The sequence below is a fragment of the Streptomyces sp. NBC_00310 genome (assembly GCF_036208085.1).
GTDB lineage: Bacteria > Actinomycetota > Actinomycetes > Streptomycetales > Streptomycetaceae > Streptomyces.
In genome coordinates, this window is record NZ_CP130714.1 from 5,186,938 (window position 1) to 5,207,475 (window position 20,538).

The 20,538-nt window shown below is 70.0% G+C and carries 18 protein-coding genes and 1 pseudogene; 11 read left to right on the forward strand and 8 right to left on the reverse strand.

Annotated features, from left to right (window positions below):
• Window positions 1-306 (forward strand): type II toxin-antitoxin system RelE family toxin, encoded by a 306-nt coding sequence (locus tag OG202_RS22665; RefSeq protein ID WP_405960935.1) that lies wholly within the window; start codon window positions 1-3, stop codon window positions 304-306.
• A 97-nt stretch (window positions 307-403) separates the two neighbouring features.
• Here OG202_RS22665 and OG202_RS22670 read toward each other — a convergent pair whose 3' ends face one another.
• The gene (locus tag OG202_RS22670) at window positions 404-601 is read right to left on the reverse strand and encodes a hypothetical protein (protein ID WP_326581892.1); all 198 of its coding nucleotides are present in this window, start codon (window positions 599-601) and stop codon (window positions 404-406) included.
• Between the two features lie 332 nt (window positions 602-933).
• Here OG202_RS22670 and OG202_RS22675 point away from each other — a divergent pair, with 332 nt between their 5' ends.
• Window positions 934-3,042, forward strand: coding sequence for a HelD family protein (locus OG202_RS22675; RefSeq protein WP_327729034.1), 2,109 nt, complete (start codon window positions 934-936; stop codon window positions 3,040-3,042).
• A 144-nt stretch (window positions 3,043-3,186) separates the two neighbouring features.
• On the opposite strand, the gene OG202_RS22680 is transcribed toward OG202_RS22675, so the two are convergent.
• Window positions 3,187-4,446, reverse strand: a complete 1,260-nt coding sequence (locus OG202_RS22680; protein ID WP_327729032.1) for a trypsin-like serine peptidase — start codon at window positions 4,444-4,446, stop codon at window positions 3,187-3,189.
• A 358-nt stretch (window positions 4,447-4,804) separates the two neighbouring features.
• Here OG202_RS22680 and OG202_RS22685 point away from each other — a divergent pair, with 358 nt between their 5' ends.
• The 3 genes from OG202_RS22685 to OG202_RS22695 all read left to right on the forward strand — a co-directional run bounded on the left by OG202_RS22685 (window position 4,805) and on the right by OG202_RS22695 (window position 9,318).
• Window positions 4,805-5,593: an NPP1 family protein gene (locus OG202_RS22685; RefSeq protein WP_327729031.1), complete on the forward strand. Its 789-nt coding sequence runs from the start codon at window positions 4,805-4,807 to the stop codon at window positions 5,591-5,593.
• Window positions 5,594-6,078: 485 nt separating this feature from the next.
• A complete protein-coding gene (locus OG202_RS22690; RefSeq protein WP_326581888.1) occupies window positions 6,079-7,821 on the forward strand; it encodes a tetratricopeptide repeat protein in 1,743 nt (580 codons plus the stop codon).
• Window positions 7,822-8,535: 714 nt separating this feature from the next.
• Window positions 8,536-9,318, forward strand: a complete 783-nt coding sequence (locus OG202_RS22695; protein WP_086753550.1) for an IS5 family transposase — start codon at window positions 8,536-8,538, stop codon at window positions 9,316-9,318.
• Here OG202_RS22695 and OG202_RS22700 read toward each other — a convergent pair.
• Window positions 9,284-9,778, reverse strand: coding sequence for a hypothetical protein (locus tag OG202_RS22700; RefSeq protein ID WP_179201440.1), 495 nt, complete (start codon window positions 9,776-9,778; stop codon window positions 9,284-9,286). The two genes, OG202_RS22695 and OG202_RS22700, sit on opposite strands and share 35 nt — an antisense overlap.
• 380 nt (window positions 9,779-10,158) lie before the next feature.
• On the opposite strand from OG202_RS22700, the gene OG202_RS22705 reads away from it, so the two are divergent.
• A complete protein-coding gene (locus OG202_RS22705) occupies window positions 10,159-10,617 on the forward strand; it encodes a hypothetical protein (RefSeq protein ID WP_326581887.1) in 459 nt (152 codons plus the stop codon).
• Window positions 10,618-10,737: 120 nt separating this feature from the next.
• Here the strand turns inward: OG202_RS22705 and OG202_RS22710 are convergent, their stop codons facing one another.
• Together OG202_RS22710 and OG202_RS22715 are read right to left on the reverse strand one after the other, a co-directional pair.
• Window positions 10,738-11,961 carry an ISAs1 family transposase gene (locus OG202_RS22710; RefSeq protein WP_405894690.1) on the reverse strand — a complete coding sequence of 408 codons (1,224 nt, stop codon included), beginning with the start codon at window positions 11,959-11,961 and terminating at the stop codon, window positions 10,738-10,740.
• 240 nt (window positions 11,962-12,201) lie between these two features.
• Window positions 12,202-13,167: an alpha/beta fold hydrolase gene (locus tag OG202_RS22715; RefSeq protein WP_327729029.1), complete on the reverse strand. Its 966-nt coding sequence runs from the start codon at window positions 13,165-13,167 to the stop codon at window positions 12,202-12,204.
• Between the two features lie 118 nt (window positions 13,168-13,285).
• On the opposite strand from OG202_RS22715, the gene OG202_RS22720 reads away from it, so the two are divergent.
• The gene (locus OG202_RS22720; RefSeq protein ID WP_327729028.1) at window positions 13,286-14,233 is read left to right on the forward strand and encodes a helix-turn-helix transcriptional regulator; all 948 of its coding nucleotides are present in this window, start codon (window positions 13,286-13,288) and stop codon (window positions 14,231-14,233) included.
• A 105-nt stretch (window positions 14,234-14,338) separates the two neighbouring features.
• Here OG202_RS22720 and OG202_RS22725 read toward each other — a convergent pair whose 3' ends face one another.
• Window positions 14,339-14,953: a YdeI/OmpD-associated family protein gene (locus OG202_RS22725; RefSeq protein ID WP_328223458.1), complete on the reverse strand. Its 615-nt coding sequence runs from the start codon at window positions 14,951-14,953 to the stop codon at window positions 14,339-14,341.
• 65 nt (window positions 14,954-15,018) lie between these two features.
• Here OG202_RS22725 and OG202_RS46555 point away from each other — a divergent pair.
• A pseudogene (locus OG202_RS46555) lies at window positions 15,019-15,273 on the forward strand (phytanoyl-CoA dioxygenase family protein); the annotation flags it as partial.
• Between the two features lie 29 nt (window positions 15,274-15,302).
• Here the strand turns inward: OG202_RS46555 and OG202_RS22730 are convergent.
• Window positions 15,303-16,058 carry a copper homeostasis protein CutC gene (locus tag OG202_RS22730; RefSeq protein WP_326581880.1) on the reverse strand — a complete coding sequence of 252 codons (756 nt, stop codon included), beginning with the start codon at window positions 16,056-16,058 and terminating at the stop codon, window positions 15,303-15,305.
• Window positions 16,059-16,571: 513 nt separating this feature from the next.
• The gene (locus tag OG202_RS22735; RefSeq protein WP_327729025.1) at window positions 16,572-17,252 is read right to left on the reverse strand and encodes a maleylpyruvate isomerase family mycothiol-dependent enzyme; all 681 of its coding nucleotides are present in this window, start codon (window positions 17,250-17,252) and stop codon (window positions 16,572-16,574) included.
• 57 nt (window positions 17,253-17,309) lie between these two features.
• On the opposite strand from OG202_RS22735, the gene OG202_RS22740 reads away from it, so the two are divergent.
• The 3 genes from OG202_RS22740 (at window position 17,310) to OG202_RS22750 (ending at window position 20,504) form a co-directional block, all read left to right on the forward strand.
• The gene (locus OG202_RS22740) at window positions 17,310-18,023 is read left to right on the forward strand and encodes an HD domain-containing protein (protein ID WP_328223460.1); all 714 of its coding nucleotides are present in this window, start codon (window positions 17,310-17,312) and stop codon (window positions 18,021-18,023) included.
• A 79-nt stretch (window positions 18,024-18,102) separates the two neighbouring features.
• Entirely contained in the window at window positions 18,103-19,356 is a 1,254-nt protein-coding gene (locus OG202_RS22745; RefSeq protein ID WP_327732196.1) for a Cmx/CmrA family chloramphenicol efflux MFS transporter, read from the forward strand.
• A gap of 29 nt (window positions 19,357-19,385) precedes the next feature.
• Window positions 19,386-20,504 carry a GNAT family N-acetyltransferase gene (locus tag OG202_RS22750; protein WP_328224713.1) on the forward strand — a complete coding sequence of 373 codons (1,119 nt, stop codon included), beginning with the start codon at window positions 19,386-19,388 and terminating at the stop codon, window positions 20,502-20,504.
• Window positions 20,505-20,538: the final 34 nt, after the last annotated feature.

Here is a 20,538-nt window from a genome sequence, read left to right on the forward strand (position 1 = left end):
ATGGCAAGGAAGAAGGGCACCATGCCTCACGAGGACATCTACGAGGTGCTGTACACCGAGCCGGCGGCCCGTGACCGCGACCGGCTCGACCCCACGCGCCGGGCTTCCTTCGACAAAGCGATCGAACTGCTCGCCCGCGATCCGTACACCGACCTCTCCCGCACCATAGGAGTGGGCGACCAGGACCGCGAGATCCGGCTCACCTCGCAGATCGTCGCGGAGTACATGGTCTCCCGCGGTCGCCTGCTCCTGGTGATGCTGCGGATCTTCGACGACGCGGACATCCTGCTGCCCGAGGAAGGCTGAGGCCGCCGACGAGGGCGGCGAGGGGCTGAGCGGCAGGGGTGACCGCCCCGTGGGCCGGTCGGGGTGAGCGGCGTACGTACGTCTGGTGGGCCGGGCCTCACCGGCGGCGTATGCCCGCTTCCTCCGCGTACTCGCCGAGGACGACGACGCCGAACGCGGCGGTCGCGAAGACCCGGACGGCGCGGAGGGCGTCGGCGAGGCGGTGGCGGTTGTGGTGGTCGTCGATGCCGGTCGCGCCGGGCGGCGGACCGGGTCGGCCGGAGGCCGAGGCTGGGATGAAAGTCGCTGCACTCATGTCTCCATGGTGGAACGTCCGCCTTTGGATTACGTCGGTCTCCGGAGTGAACCCGCTGAGCCCCCGGCTCACCCTCAGGTCTCGCCCACCCCTAGTACCCGCGACGTACGCACCCCCTAGGGGTACGACGAGCGTGGATCGGGGCCCCACACGGGCGAGCCGGGGGAAATCCGTTGGCCCCCGCCCCCTCCCCTCACCTACACTCTCCGCTCTTGCCCGCCTCCCGTTCGTGGAGCGCCGCCGCCCGGACGGAAACCGGTCGGTCACCGCCACTGGGCAGAACCCGCCCTGAGGCAGACCCCTAGGTCCCGTAGGCCACCGGAGGCACCCCCTTGCCCGCGCACCCCGACGACCCCGCCCCCAGCGCCGTCATCGCTCCCCCCGCCCCCACCGACCCCCTCTCCCGCGAACGCTCCCACCTCGCCGCCTCCCGTTCCGCGCTCCGGGCCATGCGGGAGGACGTGGAGGCGCTGGACATCAAGGACGTCACCGCGAACTGGGTGAACGCGGAGGTGCTGGCGCGCCAGATCGAGGAGCGGATCAAGGCGCTGGCCGACCTGAGCCACACCCCGCTCTTCTTCGGCCGCCTCGACTATCTGCACGCACCCCGTGCCGACCAGGCCGAGGGAGCGGAAGGGGAGCGCCCGCGGCCGGAGGCCGCTTATCAGTCACTGCACATCGGGCGTCGGCATGTGCACGACGCGGACGGTGATCCCATGGTCATCGACTGGCGTGCCCCGGTCTCGCAGCCGTTCTACCGGGCCTCCAAGACCGACCCGATGGACGTCGGACTGCGGCGCCGCTTCGGGTACACCGGCGGCGACCTCACCGCGTACGAGGACGAGCACCTCTCCGACCCCGCCGAGGCGGCGGCCACCAGCAAGCTGCTCCAGCAGGAGATCGAGCGTCCGCGCGTCGGCCCGATGAGGGACATCGTGGCGACGATCCAGCCGGAGCAGGACGAGATCGTCCGGTCCGACCTCGCCGGCTCCCTCTGCGTCCAGGGCGGCCCCGGCACCGGGAAGACCGCCGTCGGCCTGCACCGGGTCGCCTACCTCCTCTACGCCCACCGCGAGCGCCTCTCCCGCACCGGCACCCTCGTCATCGGGCCGAACCGCTCCTTCCTCCACTACATCGAGCAGGTCCTCCCGGCGCTGGGCGAGCTGGAGGTCAAGCAGGCGACCGTCGACGACCTCGTCGCCCATGTCGAGGTGCGGAGCGCGGACGAGGCGCCGGCCGCCGTCGTCAAGGGCGACGCCCGGATGGCCGAGGTGCTCCGCCGGGCCGTACGGTCGCACGTCACCCTCCCCACCGAACCCGTCGTGGTCGTCCGGGGGTCGCGTCGCTGGCGCGTGCCGGCGTACGAACTGACGGACATCGTGCGAGAGTTGCTGGACCGGGACATCCGGTACGGAGCCGCCCGCGACGCTCTGCCGCAGCGGATCGCGCACGCCGTGCTGGTGCAGATGGAACGGTCCGGCGAGGCGCCCGACGACCGGGTTCAGGACGCGGTGGCCCGCAATCCCGCCGTGAAGGCGGCGGTCAAGGCGATCTGGCCGCCCGTCGAGCCCGCCAGGCTCGTCCTGCGTCTCCTCTCCGACGCGGACTTCCTCGCCGCCCACGCGGACGGGATCCTCACGGACGACGAGCAGAAGACGATCCTGTGGGCGAAGCCGGCGCGGAGCGTGAAGTCGGTCAGGTGGTCGGCCGCCGACGCCGTGCTCGTCGACGAGACCACCGACCTCGTGCAGCGCACGCACTCGCTCGGGCATGTCGTCCTCGACGAGGCGCAGGACCTGTCCCCCATGCAGTACCGGGCGGTCGGCCGCCGCTGCACCACGGGGTCCGCGACGGTCCTCGGCGACCTCGCGCAGGGCACGACCCCGTGGGCGACGAGGAGTTGGGCCGAGGCCCTGACGCACCTCGGCAAGGCGGAAGCCCATGTGGAGGAGCTGACGGCCGGTTTCCGTGTCCCGACCGACGTCATCACGTACGCCTCCCGGCTCCTCCCCCACATCGCGCCCGGTCTGACGCCCGTCGCGTCGGTCCGTGAGAACCCGGGCTTCTTCGACGTGCGGACGATCACGGACGACTCCCAAGTGATCGCCGCCTGCGAGGAGTTGCTCCGCAACGAGGGGTCGACCGGGCTCATCGCCGCCGACGCCCGCGTGCCCGCGCTCGCCGAGGCGCTCACGGCGGCCGGGATCGGATATCTGGCGCCGGGCGAGGAGACGACGTACGAGACGCGGCTGACTCTCGTGCCGGCGTCGCTCGCCAAGGGTCTTGAGTACGACTACGTCGTCCTGGACGAACCGCGGGCGGTCGTCGACGGCGAGCCGGACGAGCGGACGGGTCTGCGCCGCCTGTACGTGGCCCTCACCCGAGCGGTGTCGGGCCTGATCGTCACCCACGCGGCCCCGCTGCCGCCGCAGCTGACCTAGCCCGCCTCACCTGCCCCGGTCGAGCGTGGGGGCGGTGGGGGCAGTGGGGGCGGTGGGGGCAGTGGGGGCGGTGGGGGCGGTATGCGCGATCGGCCCCCGGCGACCGAGGTCACCGGGGGCCGATCACGCGGAACTCCGCTGTGCCTACTTGAACTTGTTGCTGGTCGCCAGGTAGACCTGCTTCGCGTTCTTCCCGAGCCGCGGCCCGGTGATGAACGTGGAGCGGTCGCTCAGGGAGTTGTTGGAGACCAGGTAGGTGCGGCCCTTGTAGGTGGTGAACCAGGGGCCGCCGGAGGCGCCGCCGTTCATGGTGCAGCCGACCATGTACTGGGCCGGGTAGTCGCTCGGGTAGCTGTAGCCGAGGACGAAGCGCTTGGTGGCGCCCTGGCAGTGGTACATCTTCGAGCCGTCGTACGGGGCCTCGGCCGGGTAGCCGCGGACCTTCATGTTCTTGACCTTGTTGGCGGCGGGGGCGTTGAACCACACCGGCAGGGCCGAACCGACGCGCTCCTCAAGGGACTTGGCGCCCTTCTCCGGCTTCACGTGGAGGACGGCGTAGTCGTACGCGGCGGCCACGGTGCCCTTGCTCGCGGCACCGCCCTTGATCCAGGTGCCTGAGGTGGTGGCCCAGTCGGCCCAGGCGATGCCGTACGGGGAGACGTTGCCCGCGCGGTAGTTCTTCGACGCCTGGGCGATGTTCAGCTTGCCCGTGTTGTTGAAGGACGGGACGAAGGCGATGTTGCGGTACCAGCCGCCGCCCTTGCCCGCGTGCACGCAGTGCCCGGCGGTCCACACGAGGTTGGACTTGCCCGGGTGCGCCGGGTCCTTCACGACCGCGGCCGAGCAGACGCTCGACCCCTGGGGCGTGGTGAAGAAGAGCTTGCCGACCGGGGCGGCGTTCTTGTGGTAAGTCGCCTTGACCTTGGCGGCCTTCTGCTTCTTGACCTTGCCGTCGGGCAGCCAGACCTGGGTGGTCTTGCCGGAACCGGTGGCGGTGTTGCCCGCCTCGGCGACCGCCGGCAGGTCCGGCAGGTTCTCCTCGGCCTCGGCGATGCGCTCCGGCGTCCAGAAGTTCTCGATGTACGGGTTGGCGAAGTCCTCCGCCTTGGAGGCCCAGTCGCCGCTGAAGTCCTGCCAGCCACCGTCCTTCCACTTCCGCAGCGCGTCACCGCTGAGGTCGGTGGGCACGCCCTCGGGGAGCTTGAAGCCGCCGATGGTCGTGTCACCGCCGCTCTCGTTCTCGCCGGTGTCGATGTTGTCGCCCGCGTCCGCCTGGGCGGTCGAGGAGTCCGAGGCCTTGGCCCCGCTCTCCTCGGTCTTGCTGCAGGCAGTGGTGGTGGTGACCATGATCGCGGCGATCACGGCGGCCGCGGCCGTGAGGCCGCGACGGCGTATGAATGGCATGGAGCCCGTCCCCGTGTGATGAAACTTGTCATGCCCCCGCTTGGCTGGGGCGGAGACAACTATGCACGCGGGCGGGCGCGTAACGATCTCCAGGGCGGCCCGCACGGCGACTTCGCACACAACAACTACGTGGCGGATATCTACCCGTGATGTGACACCGAGTCGCGGCGCCCGGCACTCACCCAACTCACAGGCCGCTCACATTGATTGATTCTTCATCACTCCGACACCTCCTGACACTTGTGCATTACCCGTGAGTAGGGCGAACCTGACCTGCGCATGCCATCCCCCATCGTCGGCATGCCCCCACCCGGCTCCCGGCCGTCACCCCCGCGCCGCGGTCCATCAGGAGGTCGCAGTGAAGACACGTTCGCGCACGCGCACTTCGCGCCGTTTCCGCAGATCCGCAGTCACCCTCGGCGCCACCGTCGCCCTGGTCGTCGGCGTCGCCGGCAGCGCGTACGCGGCTCCGCCCGCCGCGCTGCCGGCCAACGCGGAGACCCTGGAGACGACCTGGCAGCCGGCCTACGACTACGACACGGACGGCTGTTACCCCACCCCCGCGATCGGCCCGACGGGCACGGTGAACGGCGGGCTCAGCCCGACCGGTTCGCTCAGCGGCGACTGCCACGACCAGTCCGACCTGGACAACACCAACGGCTACTCGCGCTACAAGTGCAACAACGGCTGGTGCGCGATCATGTACGACCTCTACTTCGAGAAGGACCAGGCGGTCGCGGGCAGCAGCATCGGCGGGCACCGGCACGACTGGGAGCACGTCGTGGTCTGGGTGCAGAACGGCACGGCCCAGTACGTCTCGACCTCCGCCCACGGCGGCTACAGCGTGTACGCCGCGTCCTCCGTCCGCTGGTCCGGCACGCACCCCAAGATCGTTTACCACAAGGACGGCATCCGCACGCACGCCTTCCGCCTCGCCAACTCGAACGACGAGCCGCCGGAGAACCACGAGGGCACCTGGCAGTACCCGCCGCTCGTCGGCTGGAACGGCTACCCGTCGACCGCCATCCGCGACACCCTCGTCGCGTACAACTTCGGCAGCGCCAACTTCGGCCTCAAGGACGGCAGTTTCGCGTCCAACCTGTCGGCCGCGATGCCTTCGGGGATCTCGTTCAACCCCAACGCTTAGCCCTGCGGGCGGCGTCGGCCGGGTGAGTGCGGCGCCGCACGGGTACGGCGCCGTACGGCACGAGGCGGCGCCGTACGCCCGACGCTCACGCGTGACGTCTGTCCAGTGCCCTGCGCCGTTCGGCCCGGTGCGAGGTACTGAGCGTGCTTTCGTGAACGACTACGCAGAATGACGGCCCGCGTCCGGGCCAGATCGCATCGCCCGCTTCTGCCGACGGATCTACGGCGCATCACACTGGCTTGCGGGAGCGCCGGACGAGAGTGATGACCGGGCTCTCGCCGAACCTGGTGGGGGCGCCCCGGACAACTCCCCGCTCTGCAGGCCGTGCTCGGCGGGCGTGGACTTGACTCACTTCTCGATCTCCCGGCCCGCGCGTCACGACTACCGTGAACCACCACCCCACCGCCACCTCATACCTGTCTTCATACAACCAAGGCGCGGTCCCGGCAGTCATCCAGCCAGTCATCTCTCTGAAAGGGGGGTGGATGGGGGCTGTGCGGATCCTTCTGCCACTGCCGCGGACGCTGGCGCGGGCCGGCGTCGGGGTGGGTGGGCCGTTGCTCGGGGCCGCGTTGCTGCGATGCCTCACTCCCGGACTGTTCCTGCTGTGGCAACGGCCTCCGGCGCGGCGGCTCGCATGGAGCGCGGAGGCCGTCGCGGTGTACCGCGCTCTCCTCTCTCGTGGAGGCCCCCGGCGGCGTAACTGTGACGGCCTGGCGCGTGCCCTGGTGCACTACGCCGATGCGCTGTATCTGACCGACCAGTACGACGACGCGCTCGCCGCGGCCGACGAGTCCCTGGCCGTCCCCGGCGCCCGGATGTCCCAGACACAGACCGCCTACGCCCTGCGCGTGCGCACGCTGGTCCTCGCAGAAATGGGGCGGCTCGACGAGGCCTTGGAGACAGCCCGGCAATGCGTGGCGGCCTACCGGGATGCCGTACCCAGGGGCAGGGACAAGTCACTGGGCAGTCTCGCCGGTGCGTTGCGCATTCAAGCGTGGGTGCTGGGCACCATGGGCCGCGTCGAGGAGTCCGTGGCCCTCTACATGGAATGCGCCGCGCTGCTGCGCGCGATGCCCCTTTTGAAGGTGCTCCTGCGCACCCTGAAGGTACAGGTCCGCGTGCTGATCGAGCTGACCGGCGGCCTGCGTACTCTCGGCCGGTATGAGGAGGCCATCGCGGCCGGCACCGACGCCCAATGGTGGGCCGCCGACGTCACCCCCTGGTTCTACCCCGACATCCTGCAACTGCGCGCCCAACTTCTGACCGACCTGGCCTGGTGCCACTGGAGGACCGGCGACCCGTCGCGCGCGCGGGAAAGCGCCGAGCGGGCCGTGACCGTGTGCCGCGAGCTGGTCGAGCGCACCCCGGACATCGGCGAGCCCCGGCTCGCCCTGGCCCTGCAAAGCCGCGCCTACCTTGGTGGCGGGAGGGCCGTGTCCCCCGCGGCCGAACAGTCTGATCCGCAAAAGCTGGCTGACCTGCAGGAACTGTCGGATCTGTGCGCCCGTCTCACCGTCACCGATCCCGGTGCCTTCGAGCCGATGCTCGCCTGCGCTCTGGACGATATGGCCTACTGCCACGGGCAGAGCGGCGCCCACCGCCAGGCCGTCGAGGCCACCGAGCGCAGCGTCGCCGTTTACCGCCGAGCCGCCCGCCGTGACCCCCAGGAGTACGAACCGGAACTGGCCCGGACGCTGGCCAACCTCGTCATCCGGAAGCGCCAAGTAGACGTCCTGGACGACACGGTGGCCCACGCACGGGAGGCATTGGCCATCACCCGCCGACTTGCCGAAACCGACCAGGACCCATACCAGTCCCTGACCGCCCAGCGCTTGGGGATCCTCGCTCGGTCCCTTCGACGTACCGGGGACGACGAGCAGGCGCTGGCCTGTTACGACGAGGCCGAGACCATCCTGCGGGACCTGATGGAGACGGACCCCGGGTTCGACATGGGCTCACTCACCGCCGTCCTCACAGACCTTGCCGACACCCTCCGCTCGACGGCCGAGTCCCACCTCACCACAGGCCACTTCGACGACGCCGTCTCCGCCCTGCGCCGCCTGCTGGCCCTGACCCGGCGCACCGACCAGACCGCCGTCCACGCAGCCTGCCTCACCGCCTTCGCCCATGCCCGCGGCTCGGCCCCCGACGAGATCAAACGGGCCTGGCAGGCGGGCACAACGGACCCTTTCCCCTCGTTCGTCTACCGCGCTCCCTCTTCTTGACGAAGAACTCGGTCAGTTCGGCGACGGCGGGGGCACGGGCCCGACGCCCGGACCCGCCGGCCTGCACGGGGAGTACGACTCCGAGGTTCCGGATTCACGCCGGACGGGAGGCGACAGAAGTGGCCGCAGCACAGGCATTGGCCCTGTTCTCGTATAGCTACGACCAACGGAAATGTAACGCTGCGTAATGCCAGGGGTCAAACCCCGCGCGAGGGCGAGGGGGCGACGGGGCGAGTAGCCGATCGCGGCGCACGGGCGATGCCGCCCGCAAGTACGCCGAGGCCCTCTGCCGGGTGCTGATGTCGGCCCGCCCCGTCGGCCTGCACCTGCCGCAGTTGATGCAGGGCGGTTGCAAGTTCCGGGGTTGTGCGGCTGGTCGGGTTGTGACCGGTTGGGGCGCCTCACAGGGCATGCACGGGCTTCGTGATCATTGTGGTGTCTAAGAAGCTGTTGCTCTATCGATCTTGGTGGGCGTGAGTTCGAGGTTGTCGACTCGGTCGGGTGATCTCGTGGCCAACCGGGCATGAAAGCGGGGCCTCCCGCACAGCTCGTGGGTGTCGAATCCAACCGAGCAACAGGAGGCCCCTGGTGCTGCAGTCTTCCGTGCCGGCGTCGATGGCGTCCAACCAAGCTTCCCTGGAGTGTGATTGCCTCGCACACCGGTTCGGGAACGCCAGGGACCGGCCGTACAGGCGACCGAAGTATCCGTCCGACATGAGCGACGCGGAGTGGGCCGTCGTACGTGAGGCGATGCCGGTTCCCGGCTGGCTGGAGGGCCGTGGCGGGCAACCGGAGAGCTATTGCCACCGGCAGATGGTCGACGCGGTGCGCTATCTGGTCGCGGGCGGTATCACCTGGCGGGCGATGCCTGCGGACTTTCCCGCGTGGGACCGCGTCTACGCCTTCTTCCGGCGCTGGCGGGACAAGGGCCTGACCGCCGAGTTCCACGACCGGCTGCGCGACCGGGTCCGCCGGGCTGAGGGCCGGGACCCGGAGCCGACGGCCGGCGTCATCGATGCGCAGTCGGTGAGGGCAGCCGCGTCGGTGCCGGGCGCGACCAGGGGCTTCGACGGCGGGAAGAAGGTCAACGGCCGCAAGCGGCACATCGTGGTGGACACCCTCGGACTGCTGTTGGCCGTGACGGTGACCGCGGCCTCGGTCACCGACCGGGACGCGGGGCAGACACTCCTGGCCCGGCTGCGTGAACGGCACTGGCGCATCACGCGGGTGTGGGCCGACGGCGGCTACACCGGGCGCCTGGTCGACCTCGCCCGCGACGCCTGGCGGATCGCGCTGACCGTGGTCAGACGCAGCGACGACACCAGCGGTTTCATCGTGCTGCCGAAGAGGTGGCTGGTGGAGCGCACGTTCGCGTGGCTGATGCACTCACGCCGGCTGGCCCGCGACTACGAGACGCGCACCGACACCTCGGAGGCAGTGATCAAGTGGGCGATGAGCACAGTCATGAGCCGCCGCCTCGCCCGACGGGCACGCTGAACAGCCCCGGACGTTCCTCAGCCAGCCAGCCCCGCGCGGCCAGCCGCTTGGCTTTCGACCGCACCCCTTCCACCTTCGCCGGGACCGGCTCCAGCCCGAGGCCTGCCGCGAGTTGACGACAGTCCATCGCCTCCCCGCGCATCCCGTTCCCGCCGGCCAGCACGTCCATGATCCGCTGGTAGTCCGGCGCGAGAACCGCCGGGGCGAGCCCTTCCTCCCAGTGAGGCACCACTGAGCCGGGCACCGCCTGCCTGACCTGCACCGGCCGTTCGCCGGCCACCACGACCGGCGCCACGTCCTCGCCTCCGCGAGGCTCCGCCAGAACCTCACCCACCGTCTCACGGGCAATCACGAACCGCTCCCACACCGCCTCCGCTTCCCGCAGCTCGGCCTGGAGAGCATCCACCCGCTGCCGAGCGACGCGTTCACGCTCCTCCAGCAACCCCATCACCGACGGCATCCCGGCACCTCCACCGAAGAGACGACACAACAACCCGTCCCTCCCGCCGAAACACCACCCCTACACCTGACCAGCAGAAACACGCCCGTCACTCTCGGAAAGACAACGGCTTCTAAGCCAGATGCTCATGAGGTGGCCTGTGCCTGCTGCTGCATCCTCTCCCATTCCTGCGGGTGACTGCTCAGGTCCTTGTGTGACCTGAGCAGTCACCGGACACCTACAGAACTTGATCAAGCCCTGCCCGGAGCCAGGCCGAACACCAGCACATTGAGGTCGTACGTTCAACCTGAATGGTTAGAGGTACTCCGCTTCAGTGCGGCACCCGAACATGGTGAAGCCCTTACGAATCGTGACGGCGATAACTATGAGGGGAACGCACTATGAAGAAACTGGCCGCCCTGGCCATGACCGGCGCGATCGTCGGCGGCAGCCTGCTGGTCACCACGACAGCTGCCGCAGCCGAGGAGATCGGCAGCTGGAAGCCTTACGGCGACACAAACCCGATCACCTCCAGCTCCAGTACGTGGAGTTGCAACAGCAGCAGAGAGATCGCCCCCAATGTGGTCGCGCAGGTCTGCTCGATCAGGTCGCCAAAGGGGGGCTCCGTACAGGGGGCGGTGATCGTGCGTAACAACAACCTCGCCCTCTTCTCCACCACAGCAGAGGTGGACCTGGTCAACGCAACAAATGTCGAGGTGGGCTACTGGAAATGCCGGTCCTCAGGGGTCGGGCCGAAGTCCTGGTCGGTGTGCTTCGGGGATACCAGGCCCTACAGCGGCTGGGTGAACTCGGGAGGGTTGGCCGGTGGTATAAGCCTCGGCATATCACCGGGGGTCTGAACCTGAGCTCGTCGAAGCGGCACGAATCCTGCTGGGTTCCCAACGTCCGATACGGTCGCTGAGCTTGTGAGGGGGACCGAACGTCACACCCTTCTCACGGGCGTTGTTCCCAGGACGGCTTCAAGTTCCCGGTAGGAGCGGGCTGTCGGTGATGCCCCAGATCCAGACGGCGTGTTCGGGTGCGTCCCGGATCGCTCGGGTGGTCTTGGCGATGTTGTCGGCTCCCAGCAGCCGCAGCCTGCCGATGGCCAGGTTCCGCAAAGCGGCCATCGCCCGCGGCGCGTTGCCGGTGTGGACGGTGGAGGCATCCTCGGCGAACACCACATCTCTGACATGGTGGCTGGAATTTTCGATTCCCCAGTGCCCGCGCACGTATCCGCCCAGGTCAGCGGGGCTGGCCTGGTGGGTATCGAGGCTGGTGACGGCGTAGACCGTCTCCCGGGTCTGCCGCTTGCCGCTCTCCTGGCGGCGCCGGTGGATGCGCAAGGCCAGCCGCGCTTCGGGGAAGGCGATCCCGCCCAGGTTTGCCGCGATGGCCATGGTCTTGACCGAGCGGGACTCCCGCCGCCCGTGCCCGGTCCCGGAAACGGTGTGTGCCACGGGCACCTGCTCCCACGGCAGGGCCTTGACCTGGGCCGACGCGGTCGGCTGGTTTCCCTTGATCACCGCGATGTAGTGGGCCTTCTCCTCCTGCACCAGCCAGCGCACCTGGTCCTTGACGCTGTGCAGGGCATCGAAGGTGACCACGGCGCCGGCCAGATCGAGTGGTTCCAACAGCGGGCGGAAGGCGGCTGTCTCGTTGGTCTTGGCCCCCACCTCCCGCTGGGCCAGGGTGACGGTGGGGCCGTGGGTGACGGCGGACAGCAGGTGCCGGTGGCGCCGGTGTCGGTGCGCGGAGCCGGACAGCGCCTTGCCGTCCACCGCGATCGCCGGTCGCGGCGCCGAGCCGGTGGCGCCGACGGCGGTGTGGTCGTGTCCGGTCAGGTAGGCGCCGATCGCGGCGTCCAGGGCATCGCCGTCGAGGCTGGCCAGGAGCCGGGTAAAGGTGGCGTGGGACGGGGCGCGGCGACGTCCGGGCAGGTGGCGGCGGATGCCGAGCAGCTCCAGCACCGTGATGGTGGCGCGCTGTCCCCACTCGGTGATCTCGGTGATGGTCCGGGCGCCGGAGACGACTGCGCAGGCACAGATCAGCAGCAAGCCGACCAGGGGATACCACCGTCCGCGACGTGAACGCGGGTCGGGTACGCACTGGAGGTGGGCGCGCAGGCGGCCGGTGTCGTGCTGGTGGAGGGGACCCAGTTTCGCCAGAACGGCAGGGACCGGAGAGGATAGAGCGGCAGGCACGGGACCTCGATGTGATCAGCTGGCGTAGACACCCTGATGATCACCGGTCTCGTGCCTGTGCTGTTGCCACGTCAACTCCCGCTGGACGCGGACGATCTACGCGATCCCGGAACCTGCAACCGCCCTGCAGTTGATGCGGGCCACCGAACTGACCCACAGCCAGGTCCGCTCCGCGCTTGCGGTGCTGCGCGACGTCACCGCCAAGAAGGGCTGGCTACTGGGGCAGAGCCCCTACCGTGATCATCGCGACCTGCGGCGGGGCATTCCGGCATCCCGCTGGTCCAGCCACTTGAGAATGGCCTGGTTCGTTTCTTCCGGCTTCTCCTGCTGGATCCAATGACCGCAATCCAGACTGACTACTTCCACATTCGGCACGAATTCTGTCAGTCTCTCAGACCTCGAGATCACGTCGCGGTCGCCGTAGATCATGAGGGTGGGCTGTTGGATGATCGGGTCCACGTCCGCCAACAGGCACCAGTTGCGGTCCAGATTTCTGTACCAATTCACACTGGCCGTGAACCCTGATGCTTCGAAAGCGGAGACGAGAACAGCCAGTTCACTGTCGCTCATTACGGGATCACCGAGTGGCGTTTCCGCTCTGGCGAGATCGATCAGCGCCATACCCGGCTGAGGCTCCCTGGGGGTCTCGTTCTTCCGGTACAGGTTGCGAAGGAACTGGAAGGTGTTGTCTTCGAACACGGCGTCCGCGACGCCTGGCTGCCGATTGAAGTGGACGAAGTAGAAGTCGCCACCAAGCATATCTTCCATGAACTCGATCCAGGGCTTCTCTCCGCGCTCCTGGTAAGGCAGGCTCAGATTGATCACCTTGTTTACACGGTTCGGATGCAACAGGGCCAGTCCCCAGACGACGAACGCGCCCCAGTCATGGCCGACGAAGGTGGCGTCTTCGTATCCGTAGTGGTCGAGGAGCGCGACGAGGTCACCCGACAGGTGCTCGATGTCATAGTCCGTCACTTCGACCGGGCGGGACGAATTGCCGTAACCTCGCTGGTTCGGTGCGATGACGTGGTAGCCGGCTGCGGCGAGGGCGGGCATCTGGTGGCGCCAGGAGAAGGCGTGCTCCGGCCAGCCGTGGCAGAGCACGATGGGCTTTCCCACGTTCTCTCGGCCTGCTTCGAAGACTTCGAGTTCCACACCGTTGACCGGAATGAGGGTGGGCTTGGGAAAATCGGCTGGATTGAACATTTGCATTTCCTCTCCGGGGGCGTTCGCTAGCGGTCGACCTCCTCGGTGAGGTCATGTCGCCATCCTGCTGCCATAAACCGGTCACCCCATGACCGGTTTATGTGAGAGCTTTGTCGGCGTGCGAACCGACCGGCTGGTGGCCATCCTCCTCATGCTGCAACGGCGCGAGCAGGTGACAGCAGCAGAGGTCTCCCGAGAGCTGGAGGTCTCCGAGCGCACCGCCCGCCGCGACCTTGACGCCCTGACCATGGCCGGGGTGCCCGTGTACTCCGTGCAGGGCCGAGGCGGCGGCTGGCGCCTCGTGGGCGGCGCCCGTACCGACCTGTCCGGGTTGACCGCCAGTGAGGCCCGCGCCCTGTTCCTGGCTGTCGGCCCGGCCTCGGCTGCGACGCCGGCCGTGAAAGCAGCTCTGCGCAAGCTCGTCCATGCTCTGCCGGAGCCCTTCCGGGTGCAGGCCGAGGCAGCAGCGTCGTCGCTGGTCATAGACCCGCAGCGATGGGGGGCGAGCCGGGTCGAGCACCGGCCGCCTCACTTCCTCGACGAACTCCAGGACGCGGTGATCCGCGGCGTCCAGGTGCGGCTCGGCTACGTCGACAGCAAAGGCGTCGACACCCAGAGAACCGTCCACCCGCTGGGCATCGTCGCCAAAGGTCCGGCGTGGTACCTCGTCTCCAACACCGAGACCGGCCGACGGGCCTTCCGGATCGACCGCGTGTCGTCCGCCGACCCGACCGACGATCCCGTGCACCGACCCGAGGACTTCGACCTTGCCGAGAGCTGGTGCGAGATCACCGACGAGGTCGACCGCAAACGAACGCCGCTGGAGATCCAGGCGGTATGCACACCCCACGGGATAGGCATACTCCGGATGGCGCTCGGCGGCCGGCTCGACGTGGGAGGTTCCACGACCGACGGCCGCATCGAGGTCGTGATCCGCGGCCACAGCGAGTACATGCTCGCCGGCGAGCTCGCCGGGCTGGTCGAATGGCTCGAGGTGACCGGCCCTCCGGGTGTCCGAGACCACCTGGCCTCGATCGGCAACGCGCTCGTCGAACGATACGGCTGACCGCGCACCAGCGGAGACCTTCACGCTTCTTGAAGCGGACGAGACAGAGTTTCGAGAACAGTTCCGCTCAATAGCGTGGGTTTGTCCGTTCCGGCAGACGCCCGGTCACGACGTCGGCGGGTCCGCCGGCTTGGCTCGCTGCGGGTGGACCGTCTCGTGCCGGACCAGCATCGCCACGCACTCGGCGATCTTCCGGGTGCGCGTCTCGGCCCGCTTGACGGCATTGACCCGGCTGATGAGGGCGAAGCGGTTGGTCCTGGTGAGCACCTCGAACATCGCCTGCGCCGCTGGATCGGCGGCGATCGCGGCTTGCAGGTCGGCCGGCACCTCCGCTTCCGATGACGGCGCATAGGCGGCCGTCCACCGCCCGTCGGCCTTCGCGGCGTCCACCGCGGCGCGGCCGGCGGGCAGCATCAGGCCGGCCGCCTCCAACCGGGCCACGTTGGCGACGTTGCGCTGGGACCAGACGCTGCGGGGCCGGCGCGGGGTGAACCGCCTCCAGGAACTCCCCTCGTCGCGCTTGCGGGCCTGCCCGTCGATCCAGCCGAAGCACAGTGCCTCGTCGACCGCCTGCTGCCAGGTCAGCGTGGTGACGGAGCCGCCCTTCCTGGTCAGGGCGAGCCACACGCCAGGAGAGGCGGTGTGGTTGTCCAGCAGCCACGCGCGCAGCGCCGCGCCGTCAGCAACGATCAACTCATCCAGCTCGGTTCCGGTCACCACCGCAGGTTAGTGTCGCAACCCGGTGTTGCGACCTGACGGGGTGACTCGTTGAGCCCGCAGCGTCGGTGTCGGCCTGGCTCGCCCTCACCGAAGCCACCGTGGAGAACGGCTGCCTGCACATCGCCCCCGGCTCCCACGAACTCGGTTACCTGTCGCATGAACTGGAGGCCGAGCACGGACAGCGACGCGGCCGCGCGGACCAAGCCGTCCTGGCCGAGGCCGGGTTCGGGCATGGCGACGCTGTTCCCGTCCCGGTCGCGGCAGGCGACGCCGTCCTCCTGGGCGTCGCGCTGCTGCACCGCTCCGGCCCCAACGCCGGCGACGTGGCGCGCATCGGCCTGAACGCCCGCTACCTCGCTCCCGGCGCCGTCCGCACCCGCGACGGCTCCGCTCCCGGGGCACCCCGGCCATGGCGACGCCTGTCCAGTGCCCTGCGCCATTCCCGTACGGCATCGGCGGCGACCGGCGCGGTCCATCCTTCGGGGCGGGCCGCGCCTCCGATGTGGAAGGCGTCGACGCGGGCGGCGCGCAGGCGCGGGACGTGGTCGAGGCGCAGACCTCCGCCGATCATGAGGCGCTGCGTGTAGCCGGGGTCGCCACGGCGGGCCGCCTCCGCGAGGAGTACGGGCAGACCGTCGTCGACCCCCGCCGCCGAGCCCGCCGTGAGGTAGGTGTCCAGCCCCGGCAGGTCCGCGAGCTGCTTGCGCAGGGCGTCCCGGTCGGCGGCGCGGTCGATCGCCCGGTGGAAGGTCCACGCGCGTCCGTCCAGCTCCGCGACCACCCTCTCCACGGCGCCGAGATCGGTCCCGCCGTCCTCCCCGAGGAACCCGAGCACGAACTCCTCCGCCCCGGCCGACCGCATGTCGCCCGCAGCCCGCACCAGCGCGTCCACGTCCCCCGCCGCGAACCCGTCGGCGAGCCGCAGCATGACCCGTACCGGGATGTCCACGGCGGCCCGCACCTCCACGAACGTCGCGACCGTCGGGGTGAGTCCGTCGGCCCCCATGTCCGTGACCAGCTCCAGCCGGTCGGCACCTCCAGCCTGGGCGGCGACGGCGTCCTCGGCGTCGAGGGCGATCACCTCCAGAAGCGCGCGCGTGGTCATGGGGCCCCTTCCGTCGGGCATCGATCGGTGACGACTACAGGTCTAGTCCAATTTAGCAACAACCCGGACCGTTGGACGCCGCTGTCACGGTTCGCATGCGGACGACCACTGTCCGCATCTGCCCTCGATGCGGCGCACCGCAACAAGACCGGCTGTTCAAGGGGGAGTTGCCCCCGAACTCAGTAAGTGGTGATCCGCTCGCTCCTGTGGACCTCGGTGCCGACGTTTTCGAGTACGCGCGGCCGTCGCCGGTAGGGAGTCACACCGGGTCCGGCAGGTTCACTGCCCAGGGTTCGTCACCGGCCGTCGACCGCACTCCGAGCTGAGGCTGAGCGTCTCTCGCCCTCTGCGGGCCCGATGTGGATCGGCTCCCCGGGAGCGCGCCATGCCTTTGCGGAGCCCCGGCCGTCTTCCCGGCCCGGAGCCGGGGGTCGATGAATGGCCGGGTGTTTGTACTGTTCGACCAGCTCGGCCAGGTGCTCCTTCGTGCACCCGACGACCATCCGCTTACCGTCAGACGGCGTAAAGGTTGAGCTCGGCCTCGGTCGCGCCGGCCAGTTCGTACGACGTGCCGGCGGGTGGGCGGCGCCCCGAGTAGAGCCGTACGAGGGTGGTGGCGTCCCCGAGGTAGCGCGCGGGCGGCGCCTCGCCGCTCGGGGCGCCGAGCAGCAGGGGCTCGTCGGTGTCGTCGAGGTCGGCGTGCAGGGGGCGGGTGCCGCGCGCCCGGGTGAGATGGGTCAACAGCTCGATCGCCGGAGCGAGTTGAGCGCCGCCGTACGCGTCGGGCAGGCCCCAGGCCTCGCGGACGTCACCGGCGTGCACCCACTCCCCGAGGGCGACCCCGTCCAGCACGCCGCCGGCCTCGGCGATGACCGGGCCCGCGTCGGTCATGCCCCGCTCCAGCTCGTCCACGATCCGCGCGACGGACCACTCGCCCCGCTCCGCGATGTCCCGGTCGTTCGACTCCGGGCCGAACACGCCCTTCTCGAACCGCCCCTCCACCACCCGCGACAGCGCGGCCGAGCAGTGCGCCAGCACATCCCGCACGGTCCACCCCGGACAACAGGTCCCCGCCGAGAAGTCCCCCTCCGGCCGCCCCCGCAACAGCGGCACCAGCACGTCCCGCTCACCGGCCAGCAGCCGCGCGGGGAGTCCGGGGTCCCGTACGTCGTGTGTATCAGCCACAGTCGTCATGGGATCCACGCTAGGGGGAGAGGCCCGCTGTGTGCACAGCACAGGCACAATGCGTATATGCCCGACCCTGACACCTCCGACGCTTCCGGCGCTTCCGACGTCCCCGGCGTCCCCGGCGTCGACGCGGCCCGCCGGGAAGCCCTTCGCCACCGCTGGCTCCCCGCGCTGCTCTCCGCCCGGGACGGGGCCTGCGATCCCCCGCCGTCCCCGTATGCCGACAACCTGATCGAGCGGTGGTCGGAGCCCCAGCGGAAGTACCACACCCTTGATCACCTGACGGCGGTGCTGGACCGCGTCGAGGTGCTGGAGGACCACGCGGCGGACCCGGATCTCGTCCGCCTGGCGGCCTGGTTCCACGACGCCGTGTATCTGCCGGAGCGGTCGACGAACGAGGAGCGGTCGGCGCGGCTCGCCGAGCGGGCGTTGCGCGAGGCCGGAGTCGCGCAGGAGAAGGTGGCGGAGGTCGTGCGGCTGGTGCTGCTGACCGTCACCCATGATCCGGCCGACGACGACCCGAACGGGCAGGTGCTGTGCGACGCGGATCTCGCGATCCTGGCATCGGCACCGGACGCGTACGCCGCCTATGCCGCCGCCGTGCGGGCGGAGTACGGGTTCGTGCCGGACGAGGCGTTCCGGGCGGGCCGGGCGGCTGTGCTGCGCCAACTGCTCGATCTGCCCCGGCTGTTCAGGACGCCGTACGGGCAGCGGGAGTGGGAGGGCCGGGCCCGGGAGAACCTGCGGGCGGAGCTGACCGGACTGACGGAGGACTGACGGAGGACTGACGAGACCGACTTCCCGGCCCTGTCCGGGGGAAGGAATGCGACCCCGTGACCGCCTGTTGCCCATGAATATGTCCTCATCCGCCACCGCTCCCGACCATGCCCGTTTCCGCGTACCCCTCTCCGTCTACGTCCTCGGCCTGGCCGTCTTCGCGCTCGGGACCAGCGAATTCATGCTCTCGGGGCTGCTGCCGCCCATCGCCGAGGACATGCACGTGTCCATCCCACGGGCGGGGCTGCTGATCTCGGCGTTCGCGATCGGGATGGTGATCGGGGCGCCGCTGCTGGCGGTGGCGACACTGCGCCTCCCCCGGCGTACGACCCTCGTCGCGCTGATCACGATCTTCGGCTTCGGGCAGGTCGCCGGGGCCCTCGCCCCCACCTACGCCGTCCTCTTCGCCTCCCGGATCGTGAGCGCGCTCGCCTGCGCCGGGTTCTGGGCGGTCGGGGCGGCCGTGGCCGTCGCGATGGTGCCGGTGAACGCGCGGGCCCGCGCCCTGGCCATCATGATCGGCGGGTTGTCGATCGCCAATGTGCTGGGGGTTCCGGCGGGGGCCTTCCTCGGAGAGCACTTCGGATGGCGGTCGGCGTTCTGGGCGGTGGCGGTGGCCTCGGCGATCGCGCTCGTCGGGGTCGTGACACTCGTACCGGCCATCCCGCTGCCCGACCAGCGGCCCCGGCTCGCCCGAGAGGCCCGGATCTACCGCGAACCCCAGGTCTGGCTCTCCATCACGATCGTGGCGCTGGCCGCGGGCGGCGTCTTCTGCGCGTTCAGCTATCTCGCGCCGCTGCTCACGGACGTGGCCGGGCTGGACGACGGCTGGGTGCCGACGGTTCTCGCGCTGTTCGGGATCGGGGCGCTGATCGGCACGGCGGTCGGGGGACGGATCGCGGACGCGCACCTCTTCGGGGTGCTGCTCACCGGTACCGCCGCGTCCACGGTGCTGCTCGTCGCCCTGGCGCTGCTCGCCGAGTCCGCCGTCGCCGCCGTCCTGCTCTCCTTCCTCCTCGGGGTGTCCTGCTTCTACACCGCCCCGGCCCTCAACGCCCGTCTGTTCAACGTCGCCGGTGCCGCCCCGACCCTCGCCGGCGCCACCACCACCGCCGCGTTCAACCTCGGCAACACCGGTGGCCCCTGGGTCGGCGGCGTCGTCATCGACGCGGGCCACGGCTTCGCCTCCACGGCCTGGGCGGGCGGCGCCATCACCGCGGCCGCCATCGGCACCACGGCCGTCTCGCTGCGCCTCCACCGGCGTACGCGGGCCTCCCGGCTCGTGGCCGGGAGCGGTGACAGCGCCGTAAATCCGGTACGTACGGACGTCTGAGCCCGCCTATCCTCGCCGCCATGCGACCAATGGGTGGGGAACAGGTTCAGGAAGCCGTCGAACACGGCCTGACGGTGCTGGGGACGGTGGTGGACCAGGACTGGAAGGGCGTCAAGGCCGGTCGGCTGGAGTGGGATTGCCGGGAGACCGCCGACCACATCGCGTCGGACCTGATCGCGTACGCGGGGCAGCTGGCGGGGCGGCCGACGGCACGCTACGTACCGTTCGAGATCGACATGGCGGAGTGCGAGAACAACGCCGACGTGCTGGAGGTGATCCGCACGACCGGCGCCCTGCTCACGGCCGCCGTCCACACCACCCCCCGCTCGGTCCGCGCCTTCCACCCGTACCCGTTCCGCGCCGCCGACCGTGAGGGCTTCGCGGCGATGGGTGTCGCCGAGGTGCTGCTGCACACGCACGACATCGCGGAGGGCCTCGGGCTCCCGGCGTCCGCGGCCGTGCCGCCCGCCGGGCTCGGACTGTGCGAGTCCGTGCTCGCCCGCCTCTTCCCGCACGTCAGGCCGGGTGACGACCCCTGGACGACCCTGCTGTGGGCCACCGGCCGGGGCGAGCTGCCGGGGCGCGCGCCGGTCACGGAGTGGCGTTGGAGCAATCCGCTGCACATCGACGCCGAGAACGTCGTCCTGCAGGGCGTCCACCCGGCCGCCGCGGCCGATCTCGCCGAGGGCGGCACCGGCGGCTTCGAGTGGATCGCGGGCGGGCCGGTCGAGGGGACCCGGGTCGGCGCGGGCATGGTGTTCCAGGCCTACGAGGCGGGGGTGCACCGGCCGGAGTGGGGCATGTTCGTGCTCGTACGCAAGGAGGACGGGTTCGCCGTCGGCGCGCTCGGCTACCACGGCGCGCCGGACGAGGAGGGCCGCGTCGAGATCGGCTACGACCTGGTCGAGGGGGCGCGCGGGCGCGGTCACATGACCGACGCGGTGCGCGCGCTGGCCGGCTGGGCGCGGGAGCGGAGCCGGGAGCCGGGGGACGTACGGTCGCTGTTCGCGGTCGTCGACAAGGTCAACACCCCGTCCCAGAACGTCCTTTCGCGGGCCGGATTCGACAAGGTCAGCGACGACTGGGGCGACGGGGAGCACGGGGCGGACGGGGAGCAGTTCGCGTACGAACTCCGCCTGCGCGCCTGACGTACAACTCCGCCTGCGCGCCTGACGTACGACT

Bases quoted from the DNA above. Each gene is read 5' to 3' on its own strand.
- OG202_RS22665 (WP_405960935.1), top strand. From the start codon at position 1: ATGGCAAGGAAGAAGGGCACCATGCCTCACGAGGACATCTACGAGGTG.
- OG202_RS22670 (WP_326581892.1), bottom strand. From the start codon at position 601: ATGAGTGCAGCGACTTTCATCCCAGCCTCGGCCTCCGGCCGACCCGGT.
- OG202_RS22680 (WP_327729032.1), bottom strand. From the start codon at position 4,446: ATGCCATTCATACGCCGTCGCGGCCTCACGGCCGCGGCCGCCGTGATC.
- OG202_RS22690 (WP_326581888.1), top strand. From the start codon at position 6,079: ATGGGGGCTGTGCGGATCCTTCTGCCACTGCCGCGGACGCTGGCGCGG.
- OG202_RS22695 (WP_086753550.1), top strand. From the start codon at position 8,536: ATGAGCGACGCGGAGTGGGCCGTCGTACGTGAGGCGATGCCGGTTCCC.
- OG202_RS22700 (WP_179201440.1), bottom strand. From the start codon at position 9,778: ATGCCGTCGGTGATGGGGTTGCTGGAGGAGCGTGAACGCGTCGCTCGG.
- OG202_RS22705 (WP_326581887.1), top strand. From the start codon at position 10,159: ATGAAGAAACTGGCCGCCCTGGCCATGACCGGCGCGATCGTCGGCGGC.
- OG202_RS22715 (WP_327729029.1), bottom strand. From the start codon at position 13,167: ATGTTCAATCCAGCCGATTTTCCCAAGCCCACCCTCATTCCGGTCAAC.
- OG202_RS22730 (WP_326581880.1), bottom strand. From the start codon at position 16,058: ATGACCACGCGCGCGCTTCTGGAGGTGATCGCCCTCGACGCCGAGGAC.
- OG202_RS22735 (WP_327729025.1), bottom strand. From the start codon at position 17,252: ATGACGACTGTGGCTGATACACACGACGTACGGGACCCCGGACTCCCC.
- OG202_RS22740 (WP_328223460.1), top strand. From the start codon at position 17,310: ATGCCCGACCCTGACACCTCCGACGCTTCCGGCGCTTCCGACGTCCCC.
- OG202_RS22745 (WP_327732196.1), top strand. From the start codon at position 18,103: ATGTCCTCATCCGCCACCGCTCCCGACCATGCCCGTTTCCGCGTACCC.
- OG202_RS22750 (WP_328224713.1), top strand. From the start codon at position 19,386: ATGGGTGGGGAACAGGTTCAGGAAGCCGTCGAACACGGCCTGACGGTG.